We start from the raw sequence: 17,544 nt of genomic DNA, 5'->3' as shown, positions 1-17,544 counted from the left end.
ACCCCTCTATATATTACCATATTTTTACATTTTATTTCAATTATCTTTCCATAAAAAAAATTAGATTAGATATTAAATTTGAAAATAACTTATAAATCAAGAGTTATTTTCGAATTATAAACCTAATCTAATTAAAGTATTATAAATTTCAAATTATGATTAAATAAATAAACCTATAGAATATACAAAAGCCATAACCAATTGAGATGGTATAGCTAATACATATCTTCCAAGAAGTATTATAACTATAAGTATAGGATAATAATATTGATATACTATTCCAGATAACTTATAGAATAATTGAGGCTTAAGATCCTCTAAAATTCTAAAACAATCAAGTCCTGGAAGTGGTAATATATTAAATACAAAGAAGTTTACATTTAATATTATTATATATTGTAACATTAAAAATATAATTTGAGAAAGATCTCCTCTTAAACCAAAAAATCTTAAGTATAAACTTGTAAGTATTACTCCAATTATGGCAACAACTAAGTTTGAAAGCCATGCAGCTATGTTAACTTTAAGAGCATCCTTCTTTGGATTTTTAAATGCATATTTATTTATCTCTACAGATTTACTCCAACCAAATCCAAAGAAAGCCATCATTAAGGCACCAGCTATATCAACATGCTTTAATGGATCTAAGGTTAATTCCCCCTTAAACCTTGGTGATTTATCTCCTAATTTATCTGCCATTTTAGCACGAGTATACTCTTTTACTGAAAAAGCTATTAATATTGCTGGAATACTAAGAAACGCATCTAATAAAAATTGCATAATCAAGACCTCCTTATTTTGTATTTTAAATTATACCATAAATTTCTTGAATTTATTATTCAGTAAACTTAATAATTTATTAATTTTAATTTTTATATCAGAATATTTTTCTACAAATAAGATTATATATTTCTATAAACATTTAAAATAGAGGTTCCTTTCCTCCCTATTTAGGAGTAAGAAACCTCTTAAAATTCTAAATATTATAATCTTTTTGCAGCTTCATAAGCCAATTCACTTCTCTCACATTCGTCATATTTTAAGGTAACTTGGTAGCAAAGATGACTTCCTTTCATCTTTTCTGAAGCATAACAAAGTCCATTACTTCTTGAATCTAAGAAAGCTTGATCTATTTGCTCTGGATCTCCAACTAGTATTATTTTTGATCCTTCTCCAGCTCTTGTTATAATTGCTTTAACCTGCTTTGGTGTTAAGTTTTGTGCTTCATCTATTATAATCCAATTCTTTATTATACTTCTTCCTCTTAAATAAGCCACAGCCTCTGTTGTTATTATCTTTCTTTCAAAAAGTTCCTCTATTTTATCATTTAGCTCCCTCTCATTTGAATATCTTTCTTTCTCATCTGAATCTATTAAAATCTCTAAATTATCATATATAGGTCTCATAAATGGAGCTATTTTTTCTTGCTCAGTTCCTGGCAAATACCCTATTTCTTCATCCATTGTTACATTAGGTCTACAAACTAAAATCCTTCTATATTGTCCACTTTCCTCTTCTAATATCTTTTGTAATCCCACAGCTAATGAAAATAAAGTTTTTGCTGTTCCTGCTGGCCCCTTTATAATTACTAAAGGTGCCTTTTTAGCATCCATGCTCAAACATTCTAGCATAAATTTTTGGCCAACATTTCTAGGACTTATTCCCATAATATTATTGTTATCTTTATAAAGTAAAGGTCTTATAACTTTTCCATCAAATCTTCCTAAGGCAGTTTGTTTATCATTATCATTACAGTGTATTATTAAAAATTGATTAATCTCTAATTTTGGTTCCACATAGCACTTATTTTCTTCATCGTAGAAAGTTAAATCTTTTTTCTCCATAACTTTATTTTTAAAGAATTTACTTAAGCATTCAGAACTTGTGTAAACTTCCATTCTTCCACTATATTGTTCTTCAAATTCTGGAACTACAACCTCATAAAAATCCTCTGATTTTATGCCAACAGTATCAGCCTTTATTCTCTCAAATATATCCTTAGTTATTAAACAAACATCTTCTCCCTTTTCCTTTAAGGCCTTACAAATTTGTATTATTCTATTATCAGGCTTGCTTATATTCCATGCTTCTGGTATTTCAGTATTGTAAAAGTTAGTAACCACCTTAAGCTTTCCGCCTTTAGGTAAATTAACTCCTTCGCTTAATGACCCACTTAATCTAAGTTTATCTAATTCTCTTGCAACATGCCTAGCATTAGCTCCTAAATCATTATTCATTTTTTTAATATTGTCTAATTCCTCTAGAACCACCTCTGGAATAATAACATTGTTATCTTCAAATGAATATATAGCTCCTGGTGAATATAGCAATACATTGGTATCTAATATATAAGTTTTCTTCAAAACAATCACTCCTTTAGAATAATACAGCTATAATAATCAAACTTGATTTTCATTTGTTTATATATTAATATTTAAGAATACTCAATATAATTCTTAAATATTGATATTTTATAATCAAAATTTCTATAATCTATAATATATAAATTTTAAATTAGATTTTATTAATAAAAATTTTAGTTTATACTATTATATGGACATTAGAATATGGGAGGCCTTAAATAATGAAATTACTTTTTTTTGATACAGAAACTACAGGAGTCAAACCTGGAAGCATATGTCAGCTTAGTTATATCCTTGTAGACACTTCAACTAAACCTCAAAAAACAATAGGTAAAAATATATTCTTTACAGTTGATGAAATGGAACCAGAAGCTGAAAGAATCCATGGTTTTTCCTTAGAGAAATTATATGAATTAAGTGAAGGAATGTACTTTGAAGATCTTTATGCTGATTTCATAAATGACTTCTTAGAAGCAGATTTTATAATAGGTCATAACGTTCAGTTTGATATTAAATTCTTAAAACATGAATTACTAGGTCTTGGAGAGTTCTTTGAACCTAACAACGTATTTTGTACTATGAAATATTATAAAGATATTTGTAAAATATTAAGACCTACTGGAGATTATAAAAATCCAAAACTTGAAGAAGTAATCAAACACTTAAATATAACTGATTCTGAAATAAGTGAAACTGCTAATAAATATTTCCAAGGTAGTGGAAACTATCACGATGCTAGATTTGATACAGCAGCAACTTATCTTACTGTTATAAATGGTATAAAAAAAGGATTAATTCCAAGAAATTATTTTACAAAACTTTTAGAAGCAAAATAAAAAGATATATTTTCACAATATATCTTTTTTTCTTTACTATGAAATCTCTTTTTCCTTTGCTTTATTAAGAAGATTTATATTAGAAGTTTGTATATTTGTATAATATCTAACTTCTCCACTTTCACTTTCGTATCTACTCTCTACTATTTCTCCACTTACAGAGACTAAGTCTCCTATGTTCACAAATTTCTCTAAGAAATCCACTGTAGATTTACTCCAAGTAATTACGCTTAAAAAGGTCGTTGTTTCTTCTCTTCCATTAAAACTATTAACAGCTATTCTGAATCTAACATATTTTTTCTTATTTTTAGATTCCTTAACTTCAATTTTAGTAGCAACTCTTCCAATAAGATCCACTTTATTCATGCTTTTCATCTCCTTGATTATAATTTATCTAAAGTATTGACCAGATTTAAGAGTCTCAAACATGTGTTCTTTAAAAAATTTTTAACAAATTAATTTAATATAACATAAAAATTTATTCTTTATTATAAATGTTAAATATTGTTTTTATCTTTATAATTTTTTTAAGCCAAAAGTTATATGAAAACAATTAAAAAATTCATAAAAATATTTATGAGTTTTTTAATTATTTTCATAAAAAAAGAGCTATTAAAGATAAATCTTTAATAGCTCTAAATTATATTAAACTGTTATATCACTACTTAAGCTAGCTGCATCCTTATTAGCTTCTATTATAGGGTTTACATACTCATCAATAAACTCTACAACTTGGCTTGGAGCTCTACCAACAAATTTAACTGGATCTATTATAGCTATAATTTCTTCTTTAGAAAGATTAAATGAAGGATCACTTATTATTCTTTCTATTAAATCATTATTAAGCCCTTCTCCTTTAACTCTTTGAGCAGCATCCATAGAATGAACTCTTATTCTTTCATGAAGTTCTTGTCTATCTCCGCCTTTTTTAACTGATTCCATCATTATATTTTCAGTTGCCATGAAAGGTAATTCTTGATTTACATGAGCTTCAATAACTTTATCATAAACTACCATATTCTCAGCAATATTTATATAAAGATTTAAAACTCCATCTAAAGCTAAGAAAGCTTCTGCTACTGCAATTCTCTTATTAGCTGAATCATCTAATGTTCTCTCAAACCATTGAGTTGAAGCCGTAATCGCTGGATTTAATGCATCTACTATAACATATCTAGCTAATGCTCCCATTCTTTCACTTCTCATAGGATTTCTCTTATATGCCATAGCTGATGATCCTATTTGATTTTTTTCAAATGGTTCTTCTATTTCTTTCATACTTTGAAGTAATCTTAAGTCATTTGAGAATTTATATGCACTTTGTGCAATTTCTGATAATGTATTTAAAATTATAGAATCTAATTTTCTTGGATAAGTTTGACCTGTAACTCCAAAACTCTTTTTAAATCCCATTTTTTCTGCAACGATTTTATCTAAAGCCTTAACCTTTTCTTCATCACCTTCAAAAAGATTCATAAAGCTTGCTTGAGTACCAGTAGTTCCTTTTACCCCTCTTAATTTTAAAGTTGATAATAGAAAATCTATGTTCTCCATATCCATTACTAAATCTTGCATCCATAATGTAGCTCTCTTACCTACAGTAGTAAGCTGTGCTGGTTGGAAATGAGTAAATCCTAGAGTAGGCATATCCTTATATTCTAAAGCAAATCTTTTTAAATTATTTAAAACTGCAACTATTTTTTTCTTTATTAATAATAATGCATCTCTCATTATTATTACATCTGTATTATCTCCAACATAGCAGCTTGTTGCTCCTAAATGTATGATACCTTTTGCTGAAGGACATTGAAGTCCATATGCATAAACGTGACTCATAACATCGTGTCTAACTTCTTTTTCTTTTTTTATTGCTTCTTCGTAATTTATATCTGAAATATGACTTTTAAGCTCTTCTATTTGCTCGTCAGTTATATTTAATCCTAATTCTTTTTCACCCTCTGCAAGAGCAACCCATAATTTTCTCCATGTTGAGAATTTCATATCATCTGAGAAAATATATGACATCTCTTTTGACGCATATCTTGAATTCAATGGTGTGCTATATAAATTTTTCACTTTGTACCCTCCTAAAGTAGAAATGATAATTTAAATTTATTATATCATAAGATAAGTTTATTATAAATAAATTTATCTATTTTTTATCTATCATTCGTATTTTTACCTTTATTACTCATAAATTTCCTAAAACTTAGACTTTAATGTACGTATTTTATTTATAGTTTTTGAAAAATTATAAAAAATTATTAGAATAAATTTATAAAAATAAAAGGATTCCACTAGGAATCCTTTTACGAAGATTACTCTTCTAAATTTTCGATTAACTTAGCTATTTCTTCAGCTGCTAAAGCTTCATCATCACCACTAGCGATAACCTTAACATTAGCATCTTTAGAAACTCCTAATGATAAAACTCCGATTAAGCTCTTAACATTAGCTTTTTTTCCATTGTACTCTAAGCTTATGTCTGATTTGAAAGCTGAAGCTTTTTTTACTAGTAAAGTTGCTGGTCTAGCATGTAATCCTGTTGAATTTTTAACTATAACTTCTTTAGTTACCATTATAAACACCTCTTTACTTTTATTTGTTATTTAATAATACTAACTTCTTAATTATACTCATTTTTTTAGAAAATTTCAACAACTTAAGAAAAGATTAATCCCTATTCATAAGTTTATTAACAAATTCTTTTATTCTTTTTAAGCCCTTAATTATTTCCTCTTTAGATGTAGCATAAGATAGTCTTATAAAATTATCTTCCCCAAAAGCTATTCCAGGTATTACAACAACATTTTCCTCTTTTAGTAATAGATTTGCAAATTCCATTGAACCCTTTATATTAGCTTTTTTTAGAACCTTAGACACATCAATCATTACATAAAAGGCACCCTTTGGCTCTATAAAAGTAAGATCTTCAATTTCACTTATAAGCTCTATCATAAGCTCTCTTCTTAAACTAAATTCCTTAACCATATTCTTTATAGTTTCTTGATCTCCATTTAAGGCTTCTAAGGCAGCAAATTGAGCTATACTATTTGTATTTGATGTCATATGACTTTGAACATTGTTCATTACCTTAATTAGCTCTTCATTATAACAAGCTGCATATCCAATTCTCCATCCAGTCATTGCATAAGCCTTAGAAAATCCATTTATAACTACTGTTCTCTTGAAGGCATCTTCACTTAAGGAAGCAATACTTATATGCTCTTCTTTTCCATATATAAGTTTTTCATATATTTCATCAGAAATTATTATAAGATCATTTTCCTCAGCAAATTTCGCAATAACTTCTAAATCTTTTTTTGAATATACTGTTCCTGTTGGATTATTTGGTGAATTTATTACTATTGCCTTTGTATTTTTACTTAAAACTGATTTTAATTCGTCATAAGTAACCTTAAAATCATTTTCTTTTTTTGTTTCTATAAAAACAGGAACTCCATCACTTAATTTAACTAGCTCAGGATAACTTACCCAATATGGTACTGGTATTATAACCTCATCTCCTGGATTTAAAATCGCCATAAATACATTAGCTAAAGATTGTTTAGCTCCTGTTGAAATAATTATATTTTTAGTTCCATAGTTAAGTCCATTATCATCATGTAATTTCTTTGCTATGACCTCTTTTAACTCTACTATTCCAGATGTGGCTGTGTATTTTGTATTTCCTTCTTCCATAGCTCTAGTGGCAGCTTCTATTATATTCTTAGGTGTATTAAAATCAGGCTCACCTACTCCAAAGCTTACTACATCTATTCCTTCTTTTTTTAATTCACCTGCTTTAGCTGTTAAGGCTAAAGTTAGTGATGCCCCTATATTTTGTGCTTTTCTAGATAATATCATCTAATCCCCTCTTTACTGCTTTAAATTTATTTTATTACGCTTCCAATATATCATTTTTATTATTTAAAGTAAACCAATAAAAAATACTGCTATAAGTTAAAATACTCATAGCAGTATCTATTTATTTACCAAATTTAGTTCCTCTATAAACTTTATCTTGGTTGTATTATAAGCTTTATAGCTGTTCTTTCTTCACCATCAATTTCGATGTCTGTGAATGCAGGAATACAAACTATATCTTTTCCACTTGGAGCCACAAAGCCTCTTGCTATGGCTATAGCCTTTACAGCTTGATTTATAGCTCCAGCTCCTACTGCTTGTATCTCTACAGTATTTCTTTCTTTTATTATAGCTGCTAGTGCGCCTGCTACTGAATTAGGATTTGATTTAGTTGATACCTTTAATACTTCCATTATATAAACCTCCTAGACCTTTTTAGGATACGTTTACATTTATAGTTAACGTTTTCCTTTACCTAATAATATTCTATATAAACTCTCTAATTCCTTCTTAAATAGATAAAATATTTTTATTTTTTATTTTAAATAATAAGAAAACTCTACTGAAATCATTCAGTAGAGTTAATTAAAAAAATACATTTTGTAACCAAAATGTATTTTACATATTCATTTATTTAGCATAGTCAACTGCACGGGTTTCTCTTATTACATTTATCTTGATTTGACCTGGATACTCTAATTGTTCTTCTATCTTCTTAACAATATTTCTCGCCATCTCAATTGCCCCTGCATCGTCAACTTGATCTGGTTTAACCATAATTCTAATTTCTCTTCCAGCTTGAATGGCATATGACTTTTCTACACCTTCATATGAAGTAGCTATTTCTTCTAATTTTTCTAATCTCTTAATATAAGCTTCTAAAGTTTCTCTTCTTGCACCAGGTCTAGCTGCTGATATAGCATCTGCTGCTTGAACAAGTACTGCTTCAAGAGTTTGCATTTCTGTATCACCATGATGGGCTGCTATAGCATTTACCACAGCTGGTGATTCATGATATTTCTTTGCAAGTTCTCCACCTATAACAGCATGAGGACCCTCATATTCTTGGTCAACCCCTTTACCTATATCATGTAAAAGACCTGCTCTTCTAGCTAGATTTACATCTAAACCTAATTCAGATGCCATTAATCCTGCTAAATATGAAACCTCTATTGAATGTTTTAAAACATTTTGACCATAACTTGTTCTGTACTTTAGTCTTCCTAGAAGCTTAATTATTTCTGGATGTAATCCATGAACACCAGTTTCGAAAGTTGCTTGTTCTCCCTCTTCCTTAATGTCATTTTCTACATCTTTAATAGCTCTTTCTACCATTTCTTCAATTCTAGCTGGATGAATTCTTCCATCTACAATTAATTTTTCTAAAGCTATTCTAGCAACTTCTCTTCTTATTGGATCGAAGCTTGAAAGAATAACAGCCTCTGGAGTATCATCTATTATTAAGTCAACTCCTGTTAATGTTTCTAAAGTTCTTATATTTCTACCTTCTCTACCAATGATTCTTCCTTTCATCTCATCATTAGGTAGGGCAACAACATGTACTGTAGTTTCAGAAACATGATCTGCTGCACATCTTTGAATAGCAGTAGTAATTATTTCTCTTGATTTTTTATCAGCTTCTTCTTTGGCCTTAGTCTCAAGTTCTTTGATCAGCATAGCTGATTCATGTTTTATTTCTCTTCTTACTTCATCTAATAATAATGTTCTTGCGTCTTCACTTGAAAGATTTGAAATTCTCTCAAGTTCAGCTCTTTGTTCACCGTATAAATTTTGTACACGTTCTTCAAGTTCTTGAATCTCTATAGATTTTTTGTTTATGCTATCTTCTCTTTTTTCAAGCATTTCACCTTTTTTATCTAATGACTCTTCCCTTTGGATAAGTCTTCTTTCAAACCTTTGAATCTCATTTCTTCTGTCACGAGTTTCTTTATCAAGATCTGCTCTTAGTTTGTGCACCTCTTCTTTAGCTTCTAATATGGCTTCTTTCTTTGTTGATTCAGCTTCTCTTTTAGCCTCCTCAAGTGTTAAACTAGCTTCTTTTTCTAAGCTTTCCACCCTATTTTTTGAAGCTTTTTGTATAAGAGTGTATTGAATAAACCCTACTACCCCTAATATTATTATTCCTATAAGTATTCCTACTACCATATAAACACCTCCTCGCTTATTCTCTCTATAAAAACACTTCGCGTAGAAAGGTGTCATACTATTCTCACTGTAATTTTTTGAATATGATAAACCAGTATTTGTTATTATTGTATAGTAATTTTAAACTTATGTCAAGGTTACCCCTTGCGTATATTGTATGCTAAAAAGCTAAAATTATTCTCTTATAATACTAGTTATATTGTGCTTTTTTTAGTTTTTTATATTCTAAAAAAGCTTTAAAATTTTATTAATGTTAACATATTCATAAAACTTTAAATTCATACATTAAAATTATTAAGAAGTGATAAAATTATAAAAAAAAGATAAGGAAATCCTTATCTTTTTTATTAGCTTTCAACAGACTCTTCTGTATTTTCTTCTACACTTGTTGATTCAACAGCCTTAGCTAAAGGAAGAGAATATTTTTCTCTTATTTGATTTTCTATATCTAAAGCAACTGCTGGATTCTCTTTTAAATATTGTTTAGCATTTTCTCTACCTTGGCCTAATCTTATATCTCCATATGAGAACCAAGCTCCACTCTTTTGTACTATATTTTCTTTTACTCCAACGTCTACTATATTACCTTCTTTTGATATACCTTCATTGTACATTATATCAAATTCAGCTTGCTTAAATGGAGGAGCAACCTTATTCTTAACTATTTTAACTCTTGTTCTATTACCAGTTATTCCGTCACCTTGTTTTATTGAATCTATTCTTCTTATATCCATTCTAACTGAAGCATAGAATTTTAACGCTCTACCACCTGGTGTTGTCTCTGGATTACCAAACATTATACCAACTTTTTCTCTTAATTGGTTTATGAATATTACTACGCAGTTTGATTTGTTAATTGTTCCTGTTAACTTTCTTAAGGCTTGTGACATTAATCTAGCTTGAAGACCAACGTGAGAATCTCCCATTTCACCTTCAATTTCTGCTCTTGGAACTAAAGCGGCAACTGAGTCCACAACTAAAACATCTATAGCTCCTGATCTAACTAAAGCTTCTGTTATTTCTAAAGCTTGTTCTCCTGTATCTGGTTGTGAAACTACTAAATCATCTATATTAACACCTAATCTTTTTGCATAAACTGGATCTAAAGCATGCTCTGCATCTATATACGCTGCTGCTCCACCTAATTTTTGTGCCTCTGCTACTACATGTAAAGCCACTGTTGTTTTACCAGAACTCTCTGGTCCATATATCTCAATAATTCTTCCTTTTGGTACTCCACCAATTCCTAAAGCTATATCAAGATCTAAGCATCCAGTAGAAACAGCATCCATTTGAGGAGCTCCTTGCTCTCCAAGTTTCATTACTGATCCCTTTCCAAATTGCTTCTCTATTTGACCCATAGCCATCTCAATAGCTTTTAATTTATCTTTATCTATATTTGCCATACGTAACCTCCTTAAATAACCGAACATAAGTTCTACTATTATTATAATATATACAAAAAAAAAGTCAACATCAACATGAAGTTCTTAAAAGAACCTCATGTCTTAATAATTGACTATTTTTTGACTTTTAAAACATTATTTATAAGTATTTATAACATTTTTATTTTTTCTAAAGTAATCTACTCCAGAAATTATTGTTATTGCAACAGCTAAATATAAGAATATATCTGGAACATATATAAAGAAATTTCTTAAAAAGCTGCTGCCTGCAACTAATTCCTTAATTCCTGGTGAATTAATTATATTTACTTGTAATAATAAAAGCACTATGGCAATTATTTGTATTACAGTTTTAATTTTTCCCCACCAGCTAGCAGCTATAACTAACCCCTCTGATGCAGCTATGGTTCTTAAACCTGAAACAGCAAACTCTCTAGCTATTATTACAATAGCTGCCCATGCAGGAACTAATTGTAATTCAACTAAAGATATAAGTGCTGCTGTAACTAGTAGCTTATCTGCCAAAGGGTCCATAAACTTACCAAAGTTAGTTACTTGATTTCTTGATCTTGCAATATATCCATCTAGTTGATCTGTAACAGATGCTATTATGAATATAAGTGTTGCTATTACACTCCCATAAGGTAAGTCTTGGTAAGCTATAAATACTAAGAATATGGGCACTAAAATTATTCTAATTAAAGTTAATTTATTTGCAAGATTCATTGCATACAACTCCTACCAAATCATATTCTAAGGCCTTTTCAATTTTAACTTTACAGAACTGGTCCTTTTTAGCTCCATTTCCTTTCACATAAATACATCCATCTATATCTGGAGCCATCTCATAGCTTCTTCCTATATAATATTCTCCATTAAACTTTTCGATAAGAACATCATATTCTCTACCTACTTTGTTTTTATTAATTTCTTCTGATACTTCTTTTTGAAGTAACATTATTTCTTCTTCCCTAGCTTTTTTAACTTCTTCATCTATTTGATCTTCCATTATAGCAGCAGGTGTTCCTTCTTCTCTTGAGTAAGTAAATACTCCAACTTTATCTAATTTTATTGTTTTTATAAAATCTTTTAATTCATTGAAATCTTCACAAGATTCTCCTGGGAAACCAACTATTAAAGAAGTTCTTAAAACTATGTTAGGAACATTTTTTCTTAAGTCATTAATTTTTCCTATTATCTCTTCTTTTGTTGTTTTTCTACCCATTCTTTTTAAAACATTATTACTAATATGTTGTATAGGTAAGTCAAGATAATTACATACCTTATCATTTACTGAGATCTCTTTTATAAGTTCATCATATATAGCCTCTGGATAACAATAAAGAACTCTTATCCACTCTATTCCTTCGATCTTAGCTAATTCTCTTAAAACTAAGTGAAGTTTCTTTTCACCATATATATCTATACCATAATTAGTAGTGTCTTGAGCTATTAATATTAACTCTTTCACTCCATTTTCAGCTAATTTTTTTGCTTCTTCTACAATACTTTCTAAAGCTCTACTTCTAAACTTACCTCTGATTTTAGGAATAATGCAATAAGTACAGAAATTATCACATCCTTCTGCAATTCTTAAGTATGCAGTAGCTTTATCAGTTGTTATAAGTCTTAATCCTTCATTAATTGATACATCACTGTAATTTGTAGCTTTTACTTTTTCATTATTTCCATTTATAAAGTTCATTATGGCTTCATTTATTTTAGCATAATCATTAACACCTAACATTATGTCTATTTCAGGCATTAATTCTAATAATTCATCACCATATCTTTGAGTTAAGCAGCCTGTAGCTATAAGTAACTTACAGTTGTGACTTGTTTTATATTTTGCCATATCTAATATTGTGTTTATGGATTCTTGTTTAGCCTTTTCTATAAATCCGCAAGTATTTACTATTATTATGTCAGCTTCCTTTGGATTATTAGTAAGTTCGTACTCATTCTGAACCATTCCAAGCATGATTTCTGAGTCAACTCTATTTTTATCACAACCTAAACTCACCATTCCTACCTTATATTTCGCCAAATCTACTTCCTCCTACGTTTAAATATATATTTCTTATTTTAAAACTCTTTTTTAAATTAAACAAGTTTTTATTTCATATTTTCTAATTCATCTTTACTAAGAAGTACTTGTCTTGGTTTACTTCCATCTCTTCTAGAAATAACACCACATTCTTCTAGCTCTTCTATTATTCTTGCCGCTCTATTAAATCCTATTCTTAATCTTCTTTGTAAATATGATGCTGAGGCTTGACCACTTTCAACTACGATTTCTATAGCTTCATCTAAAAGTTCATCTCTATCACCATCACCATTTCCCTCTGAAGCAATAGTTGCTGAGTTTATATGTTCTAATATATCCTCTTCATACTGAGCATCCCTTTGTGACTCTTTTATAAAGGATACAACATGTTCAACTTCCTCCTCTGAAATAAAGGCTCCTTGAACTCTTTGAGGCTTAGACTCTCCAACTGGGTAGAACAACATATCTCCCCTACCTAAAAGTTTTTCAGCTCCTGCTGAGTCTAATATTGTTCTAGAGTCAATTTGGCTTGAAACTGCAAAGGATATTCTAGAAGGTATATTAGCCTTAATTACCCCTGTAATTACATCTACAGATGGCCTTTGAGTAGCTATTACTAAATGCATACCTGCGGCTCTAGCCATTTGGGCAAGTCTACAAATATAATCTTCCACATCATGAGGACAAGCCATCATAAGGTCTGCAAGCTCATCTACTATAATAACTATATAAGGAAGCTTCTCTGGAACTTCTCCTTTGTTATATAAAGCATTATATGATTCTATATTTCTTACTCCATTATCTGCAAAAAGTTTATATCTTCTAGTCATTTCATTTACAGCCCAGTTTAATGCAGCAGCAGCCTTCTTAGGATCTGTAACTACTGGGATTAACAAGTGTGGAATTCCATTATAAACATTTAATTCAACAACTTTTGGATCCACCATTAAAAGTTTAACTTCATCTGGAGAATACTTATATAATATACTCACTATTAATGTGTTTATACATACACTTTTACCAGAACCAGTTGCCCCTGCAATAAGAACGTGAGGCATCTTACTTAAATCTGTAACAACCGCCTTACCTGTTATGTCTTTCCCTAAAGCACAAGCTACCTTAAATTTATTATCTAAAAATTCTTTAGATTCTACAATCTCTCTAAAGAAAACTGGTGTTTGTTCTTTATTTGGAACCTCTATTCCTATGGCAGATTTTCCTGGAATAGGTGCCTCTATTCTAACTCCTTTAGCTGCTAATCCTAAAGCTATATCATCAGCTAAATTAACTATTTTACTAACCTTTATACCAGCCTTAGGTTGAAGTTCAAATCTAGTAACAGATGGGCCTTTTGTTACTTGAAGTATTTTCGCCTCTACTCCAAAGCTCATAAGAGTTTCTTCAAGTTTAGCAGCATTAGCTAATAATGCCTTTTTATCATCTTTGTCTAATTCATTATTATTATTTAAATTTAATAAATCTGCATTTGGAGCAACATAACTAGCTCCTACATTTGAGCCTTTACTAGCTATATTATTTGATATCTCTTTATCTATAGATTCTTCATCTTTAGCCTTTTCTGAGTTGAATCCTCTTTGCTCTATTATGGTATTATCTAAACTTAAGTCTCTAGGCATTTTAGACTCTTGTTTAAAATCATTTATCTTAATATTATCCTTTAATTGATTATCTTTTTCCTTCTTATTATCTTCTATATCATTTAAAGAAGAATTTTTCATAAAGTCTAATATTTTTATCTTATTGTTATCCTCTGAAATATCATCTTTTTTACTCTCTTTATTTCCTTCAGAAGCACCATCTTTTTTCTTCAAATTAATATAATCATCTTTTTCATACTTTTTATCCACAAATTTAACCTTAGAAGCTTTTTCCTTAAAACCTCCAAAGAAATTTCTTATTGAAACTAGATTATAATCGAATATAAGCATTGAAGATATAAGATATAAGGTTACAAAAATAACAAAAAGTCCTATTTTACCTACTAATTTATATAATGGTAATACAATTAAAAATCCTACTACTCCTCCATGCCATTCACTTTGAGAATGCCATATAGTTTTTATAGATCCCCATATACTTCCCTGAACATAATAATCGTTTATATTCACAGTCTGAATAAGTAAAACACTAGTTATAAGTGCTATGGTTATTCCTAATCCTATTCTTGAAAATAACACCTCTCTTTTAAATAAGAAAAGCTTTGTACATAAATATATTATGTAAATCGGAATAAAAAAAGCTCCTATTCCAAAAAGTCCTATTAAGAGAGTTCTTGATATAACACTTAAATATCCTGCTTTATCAGTATATAAACTAAACATAACAATTAAAGAAACACATATTGCTATTAAGGCATATATTTCTTCTGTAACTTTAATTTGGCTTTGATTTTTCTTTTTTTGAGTTTTAGTTGCGGTTTTCTTTTTTCCCCCAGCCATACTAAACTAAATCACCTCACCCTATTTTAATTTCAAAATGGTAAAATACTTGTACCAAAAAATATTATATACATAAATGACTATAAATTGTCAAAATATTTTTATATTACATAAATAGAACCATAGATATACTATGGTTCTACATTATAAGCTTCTATTAAGCTATTTAACTTATCTAAGGCTTCCTTAACACCGCCAACTTCGTTTATTAATCCGCATTTAACTGCTTCTTCTCCAACTAATATTGTTCCCATATCGTTTAAAAGTTCATCTGTTTGCATCATCATCTTTTTTAGTACATCTAATTTGATTCCTGATGTCCTTATTATAAAATCATTTATTCTCTCTTGCATTTTATTAAAATATTTAAATGTTTGAGGAACTCCTATTACAAGTCCATTCATTCTTATTGGATGTATTATCATTGTAGCTGATGGAGAAATAAAGGAATATTGGGATGCAGTTGCTAGAGGAACTCCTATGGAATGACCTCCCCCAATAACTAAGGATACTGTTGGTTTTTTTAGGCTTCTTATCATCTCAGCAATTGCTAACCCTGCTTCAACATCCCCTCCAACAGTATTTAAAACAAATAATATACCTTTTATTCTATCATTTTGTTCTATATCAATTAGTTGAGGAATCATATGCTCATACTTAGTTGTTTTAGTTTGTGGCGGTTGAACACTATGTCCTTCAATTTGTCCTATTATTGTTAAAACCTGTATATTAGAATCTTCTTTCTTATGCTCAGGTAAAACTGCTCCCATTTCTTTTATTTCTTCTATACTTTTATTTTCATTTTCTTTGTTATGTTCCATATATATCCCTCCTGTACTAAAATTATTTTGTACAGAAAGGAAATTTATATACATTATTTCATAAAGACTCTATGAAGTGCTTTTATAGCTTCTCTTACATTTTTACTTTCAACAAGACACCAAATTGTCATATGTGAATCTGCTGTTTGTAAAACTTCTATGTTTTCATTGTCTAAAGCACCTACTATTTTAGCCATAACTCCTGGAATTCCTCTCATTCTTGAACCAACTATAGCTATAGTGCTTAAATCTTCTACTAAACTATATTTTAAATTATTTTTTCTCATAATATCTTCAAATAATTCTTTAACACTTGCATCTATTGTAAATACTTTTTCTTTAGGGAAGATATTGATTAAGTCTAAACTTATTTTATTATTTGCAAGGCTTTCCAAAATAGTCTTATAATTTATATTATCTTTATTGTCATCAGATTTTATAGAAACTTGAATTCTATTTCCTTGATGAGTTATTCCAGTTATGAACTTATTATTATCTACATCCCCTAGACTATCTATCATTGTACCAATGCAAGTACTCATAGTATTCTTTATTACTAAGGTTACATTTCCTTTCATTGCTATTTCTACAGCTCTTGGATGAATTACCTTAGCCCCTTGATCTGCTAATTGGAATACTTCATTGTAGCTTATTTTATTTATAAGCTCAGCATCTCCAACTATTCTTGGGTCAGCAGTCATTATTCCATCAACATCTGTATATATTTCAATTTCTTCAGCCTTTAATGCAACTCCTAAAACCGCTGCCGTAGTATCACTTCCGCCTCTTCCTAAAGTAGTTAAGAACCCATTTCTATCAACTCCTTGGAATCCTGCAACAACAGGCACTTTTCCTTCTTTAAGAACTTCTAATATTAATTTAGGATTTATATCTATAAAATCAGCACTTGAATAATTATCATCTGTAAGTATTCCTGCATTTCCTCCTGTTAAAGGAACTGCTTCTATTTCTGCCTCTCTTAATTCATCACTCATGACAACAGTGCTTATAATTTCTCCACATCCCATAAGTAAATCAGTAGCTAATTTATTTTCTTTTTTAAACTCTTCTGATACTAATCCTAAAAGTGTATCAGTTGCATAAGGTTCTCCTTTTCTTCCCATAGCAGATACAACAACCACTGGTAAATATCCTTTATTTATTGCCCCTTTTACCTTTTCTACAACCATAGTTCTTCTTTCTTTTGTTGATACAGAAGTACCACCAAATTTTTGTACTACTATTTTCAAAATCCCCACACTCCTACAGCTTAGTTTTTTTTATCATATCACTATCTACATCTAATATTATGGTTTTAGCTCCTATTCTTTTTACATTTTCCCACTCGATTTCTAAGTATTCATCTGAGTTAAAAAGATTAAACTTGCCACCACCTAAGTTTACTATTAAATATTTTAGCTTTCCTTCTTCATCTATAATAACATCATTATTTATAAGTCCGCTATACTTTTCACCATCATTTATGTTTATAATTTCATATCTTTCTATTTCGCTTAAATATCTAACATTATTACTCATAAAACATACCTCCACTTATTTATTAAAACAATAAATAATA

The 17,544-nt window shown here is 29.4% G+C and carries 16 protein-coding genes; 1 reads left to right on the top strand and 15 read right to left on the bottom strand.

From position 1 onward, the window contains the following. Nucleotides 1-159: 159 nt before the first annotated feature. Together I6G60_RS07020 and I6G60_RS07015 are read right to left on the bottom strand one after the other, a co-directional pair. Nucleotides 160-780 (bottom strand): site-2 protease family protein, encoded by a 621-nt coding sequence (locus I6G60_RS07020; protein ID WP_003459807.1) that lies wholly within the window; start codon nt 778-780, stop codon nt 160-162. A 203-nt stretch (nt 781-983) separates the two neighbouring features. Further along, nucleotides 984-2,363, bottom strand: coding sequence for a PhoH family protein (locus I6G60_RS07015; RefSeq protein WP_003459766.1), 1,380 nt, complete (start codon nt 2,361-2,363; stop codon nt 984-986). Nucleotides 2,364-2,584: 221 nt separating this feature from the next. On the opposite strand from I6G60_RS07015, the gene I6G60_RS07010 reads away from it, so the two are divergent. Beyond that, nucleotides 2,585-3,199 (top strand): 3'-5' exonuclease, encoded by a 615-nt coding sequence (locus tag I6G60_RS07010; RefSeq protein WP_003459802.1) that lies wholly within the window; start codon nt 2,585-2,587, stop codon nt 3,197-3,199. 36 nt (nt 3,200-3,235) lie between these two features. Here I6G60_RS07010 and I6G60_RS07005 read toward each other — a convergent pair whose 3' ends face one another. The 13 genes from I6G60_RS07005 to I6G60_RS06945 all read right to left on the bottom strand — a co-directional run bounded on the left by I6G60_RS07005 (nt 3,236) and on the right by I6G60_RS06945 (nt 17,504). Next, nucleotides 3,236-3,565 carry a single-stranded DNA-binding protein gene (locus I6G60_RS07005; RefSeq protein WP_003459777.1) on the bottom strand — a complete coding sequence of 110 codons (330 nt, stop codon included), beginning with the start codon at nt 3,563-3,565 and terminating at the stop codon, nt 3,236-3,238. 279 nt (nt 3,566-3,844) lie between these two features. Next, nucleotides 3,845-5,275: an adenylosuccinate lyase gene (gene purB, locus I6G60_RS07000; protein ID WP_197925669.1), complete on the bottom strand. Its 1,431-nt coding sequence runs from the start codon at nt 5,273-5,275 to the stop codon at nt 3,845-3,847. 242 nt (nt 5,276-5,517) lie between these two features. Further along, nucleotides 5,518-5,778, bottom strand: a complete 261-nt coding sequence (locus I6G60_RS06995) for an HPr family phosphocarrier protein (RefSeq protein ID WP_003459789.1) — start codon at nt 5,776-5,778, stop codon at nt 5,518-5,520. A 94-nt stretch (nt 5,779-5,872) separates the two neighbouring features. Continuing rightward, nucleotides 5,873-7,066: a pyridoxal phosphate-dependent aminotransferase gene (locus I6G60_RS06990; protein WP_003459805.1), complete on the bottom strand. Its 1,194-nt coding sequence runs from the start codon at nt 7,064-7,066 to the stop codon at nt 5,873-5,875. A 152-nt stretch (nt 7,067-7,218) separates the two neighbouring features. Next, nucleotides 7,219-7,479 (bottom strand): stage V sporulation protein S, encoded by a 261-nt coding sequence (locus I6G60_RS06985; protein ID WP_003459803.1) that lies wholly within the window; start codon nt 7,477-7,479, stop codon nt 7,219-7,221. A gap of 217 nt (nt 7,480-7,696) precedes the next feature. Beyond that, nucleotides 7,697-9,232 (bottom strand): ribonuclease Y, encoded by a 1,536-nt coding sequence (rny, locus tag I6G60_RS06980; RefSeq protein WP_003459753.1) that lies wholly within the window; start codon nt 9,230-9,232, stop codon nt 7,697-7,699. 347 nt (nt 9,233-9,579) lie between these two features. Continuing rightward, a complete protein-coding gene (recA, locus tag I6G60_RS06975; RefSeq protein ID WP_003459804.1) occupies nt 9,580-10,638 on the bottom strand; it encodes a recombinase RecA in 1,059 nt (352 codons plus the stop codon). A 135-nt stretch (nt 10,639-10,773) separates the two neighbouring features. Next, nucleotides 10,774-11,364, bottom strand: coding sequence for a CDP-diacylglycerol--glycerol-3-phosphate 3-phosphatidyltransferase (gene pgsA / locus I6G60_RS06970; protein ID WP_003469140.1), 591 nt, complete (start codon nt 11,362-11,364; stop codon nt 10,774-10,776). Further along, nucleotides 11,348-12,685 (bottom strand): 30S ribosomal protein S12 methylthiotransferase RimO, encoded by a 1,338-nt coding sequence (rimO, locus tag I6G60_RS06965; protein WP_003459746.1) that lies wholly within the window; start codon nt 12,683-12,685, stop codon nt 11,348-11,350. The genes pgsA and rimO overlap by 17 nt, the downstream gene beginning before the upstream one ends. Before the next feature lie 68 nt (nt 12,686-12,753). Then, complete coding sequence (locus I6G60_RS06960; RefSeq protein WP_003459775.1) at nt 12,754-15,144, bottom strand: FtsK/SpoIIIE family DNA translocase; 2,391 nt, start codon at nt 15,142-15,144, stop codon at nt 12,754-12,756. A gap of 131 nt (nt 15,145-15,275) precedes the next feature. Beyond that, on the bottom strand, nt 15,276-15,965 hold the full coding sequence (locus I6G60_RS06955; protein WP_057231703.1) for a ClpP family protease: 690 nt from the start codon (nt 15,963-15,965) through the stop codon (nt 15,276-15,278). Nucleotides 15,966-16,018: 53 nt separating this feature from the next. After that, nucleotides 16,019-17,215 carry an aspartate kinase gene (gene dapG / locus I6G60_RS06950; RefSeq protein WP_003459758.1) on the bottom strand — a complete coding sequence of 399 codons (1,197 nt, stop codon included), beginning with the start codon at nt 17,213-17,215 and terminating at the stop codon, nt 16,019-16,021. A 13-nt stretch (nt 17,216-17,228) separates the two neighbouring features. Beyond that, nucleotides 17,229-17,504, bottom strand: a complete 276-nt coding sequence (locus I6G60_RS06945; protein ID WP_003459765.1) for a YlmC/YmxH family sporulation protein — start codon at nt 17,502-17,504, stop codon at nt 17,229-17,231. Nucleotides 17,505-17,544: the final 40 nt, after the last annotated feature.

It is taken from the genome of Clostridium perfringens, from assembly GCF_016027375.1.
Lineage (GTDB): Bacteria > Bacillota > Clostridia > Clostridiales > Clostridiaceae > Sarcina > Sarcina perfringens.
Note: the sequence above shows the minus strand (reverse complement) of the source record. Positions and strands in the feature narration are given on the sequence as shown.

Bases quoted from the DNA above. Each gene is read 5' to 3' on its own strand.
- I6G60_RS06985 (WP_003459803.1), bottom strand. From the start codon at position 7,479: ATGGAAGTATTAAAGGTATCAACTAAATCAAATCCTAATTCAGTAGCA.
- I6G60_RS06945 (WP_003459765.1), bottom strand. From the start codon at position 17,504: ATGAGTAATAATGTTAGATATTTAAGCGAAATAGAAAGATATGAAATT.
- pgsA (WP_003469140.1), bottom strand. From the start codon at position 11,364: ATGAATCTTGCAAATAAATTAACTTTAATTAGAATAATTTTAGTGCCC.
- I6G60_RS06960 (WP_003459775.1), bottom strand. From the start codon at position 15,144: ATGGCTGGGGGAAAAAAGAAAACCGCAACTAAAACTCAAAAAAAGAAA.
- I6G60_RS07010 (WP_003459802.1), top strand. From the start codon at position 2,585: ATGAAATTACTTTTTTTTGATACAGAAACTACAGGAGTCAAACCTGGA.
- I6G60_RS06955 (WP_057231703.1), bottom strand. From the start codon at position 15,965: ATGGAACATAACAAAGAAAATGAAAATAAAAGTATAGAAGAAATAAAA.
- rny (WP_003459753.1), bottom strand. From the start codon at position 9,232: ATGGTAGTAGGAATACTTATAGGAATAATAATATTAGGGGTAGTAGGG.
- I6G60_RS06990 (WP_003459805.1), bottom strand. From the start codon at position 7,066: ATGATATTATCTAGAAAAGCACAAAATATAGGGGCATCACTAACTTTA.
- I6G60_RS07020 (WP_003459807.1), bottom strand. From the start codon at position 780: ATGCAATTTTTATTAGATGCGTTTCTTAGTATTCCAGCAATATTAATA.
- I6G60_RS07005 (WP_003459777.1), bottom strand. From the start codon at position 3,565: ATGAATAAAGTGGATCTTATTGGAAGAGTTGCTACTAAAATTGAAGTT.
- recA (WP_003459804.1), bottom strand. From the start codon at position 10,638: ATGGCAAATATAGATAAAGATAAATTAAAAGCTATTGAGATGGCTATG.
- I6G60_RS06995 (WP_003459789.1), bottom strand. From the start codon at position 5,778: ATGGTAACTAAAGAAGTTATAGTTAAAAATTCAACAGGATTACATGCT.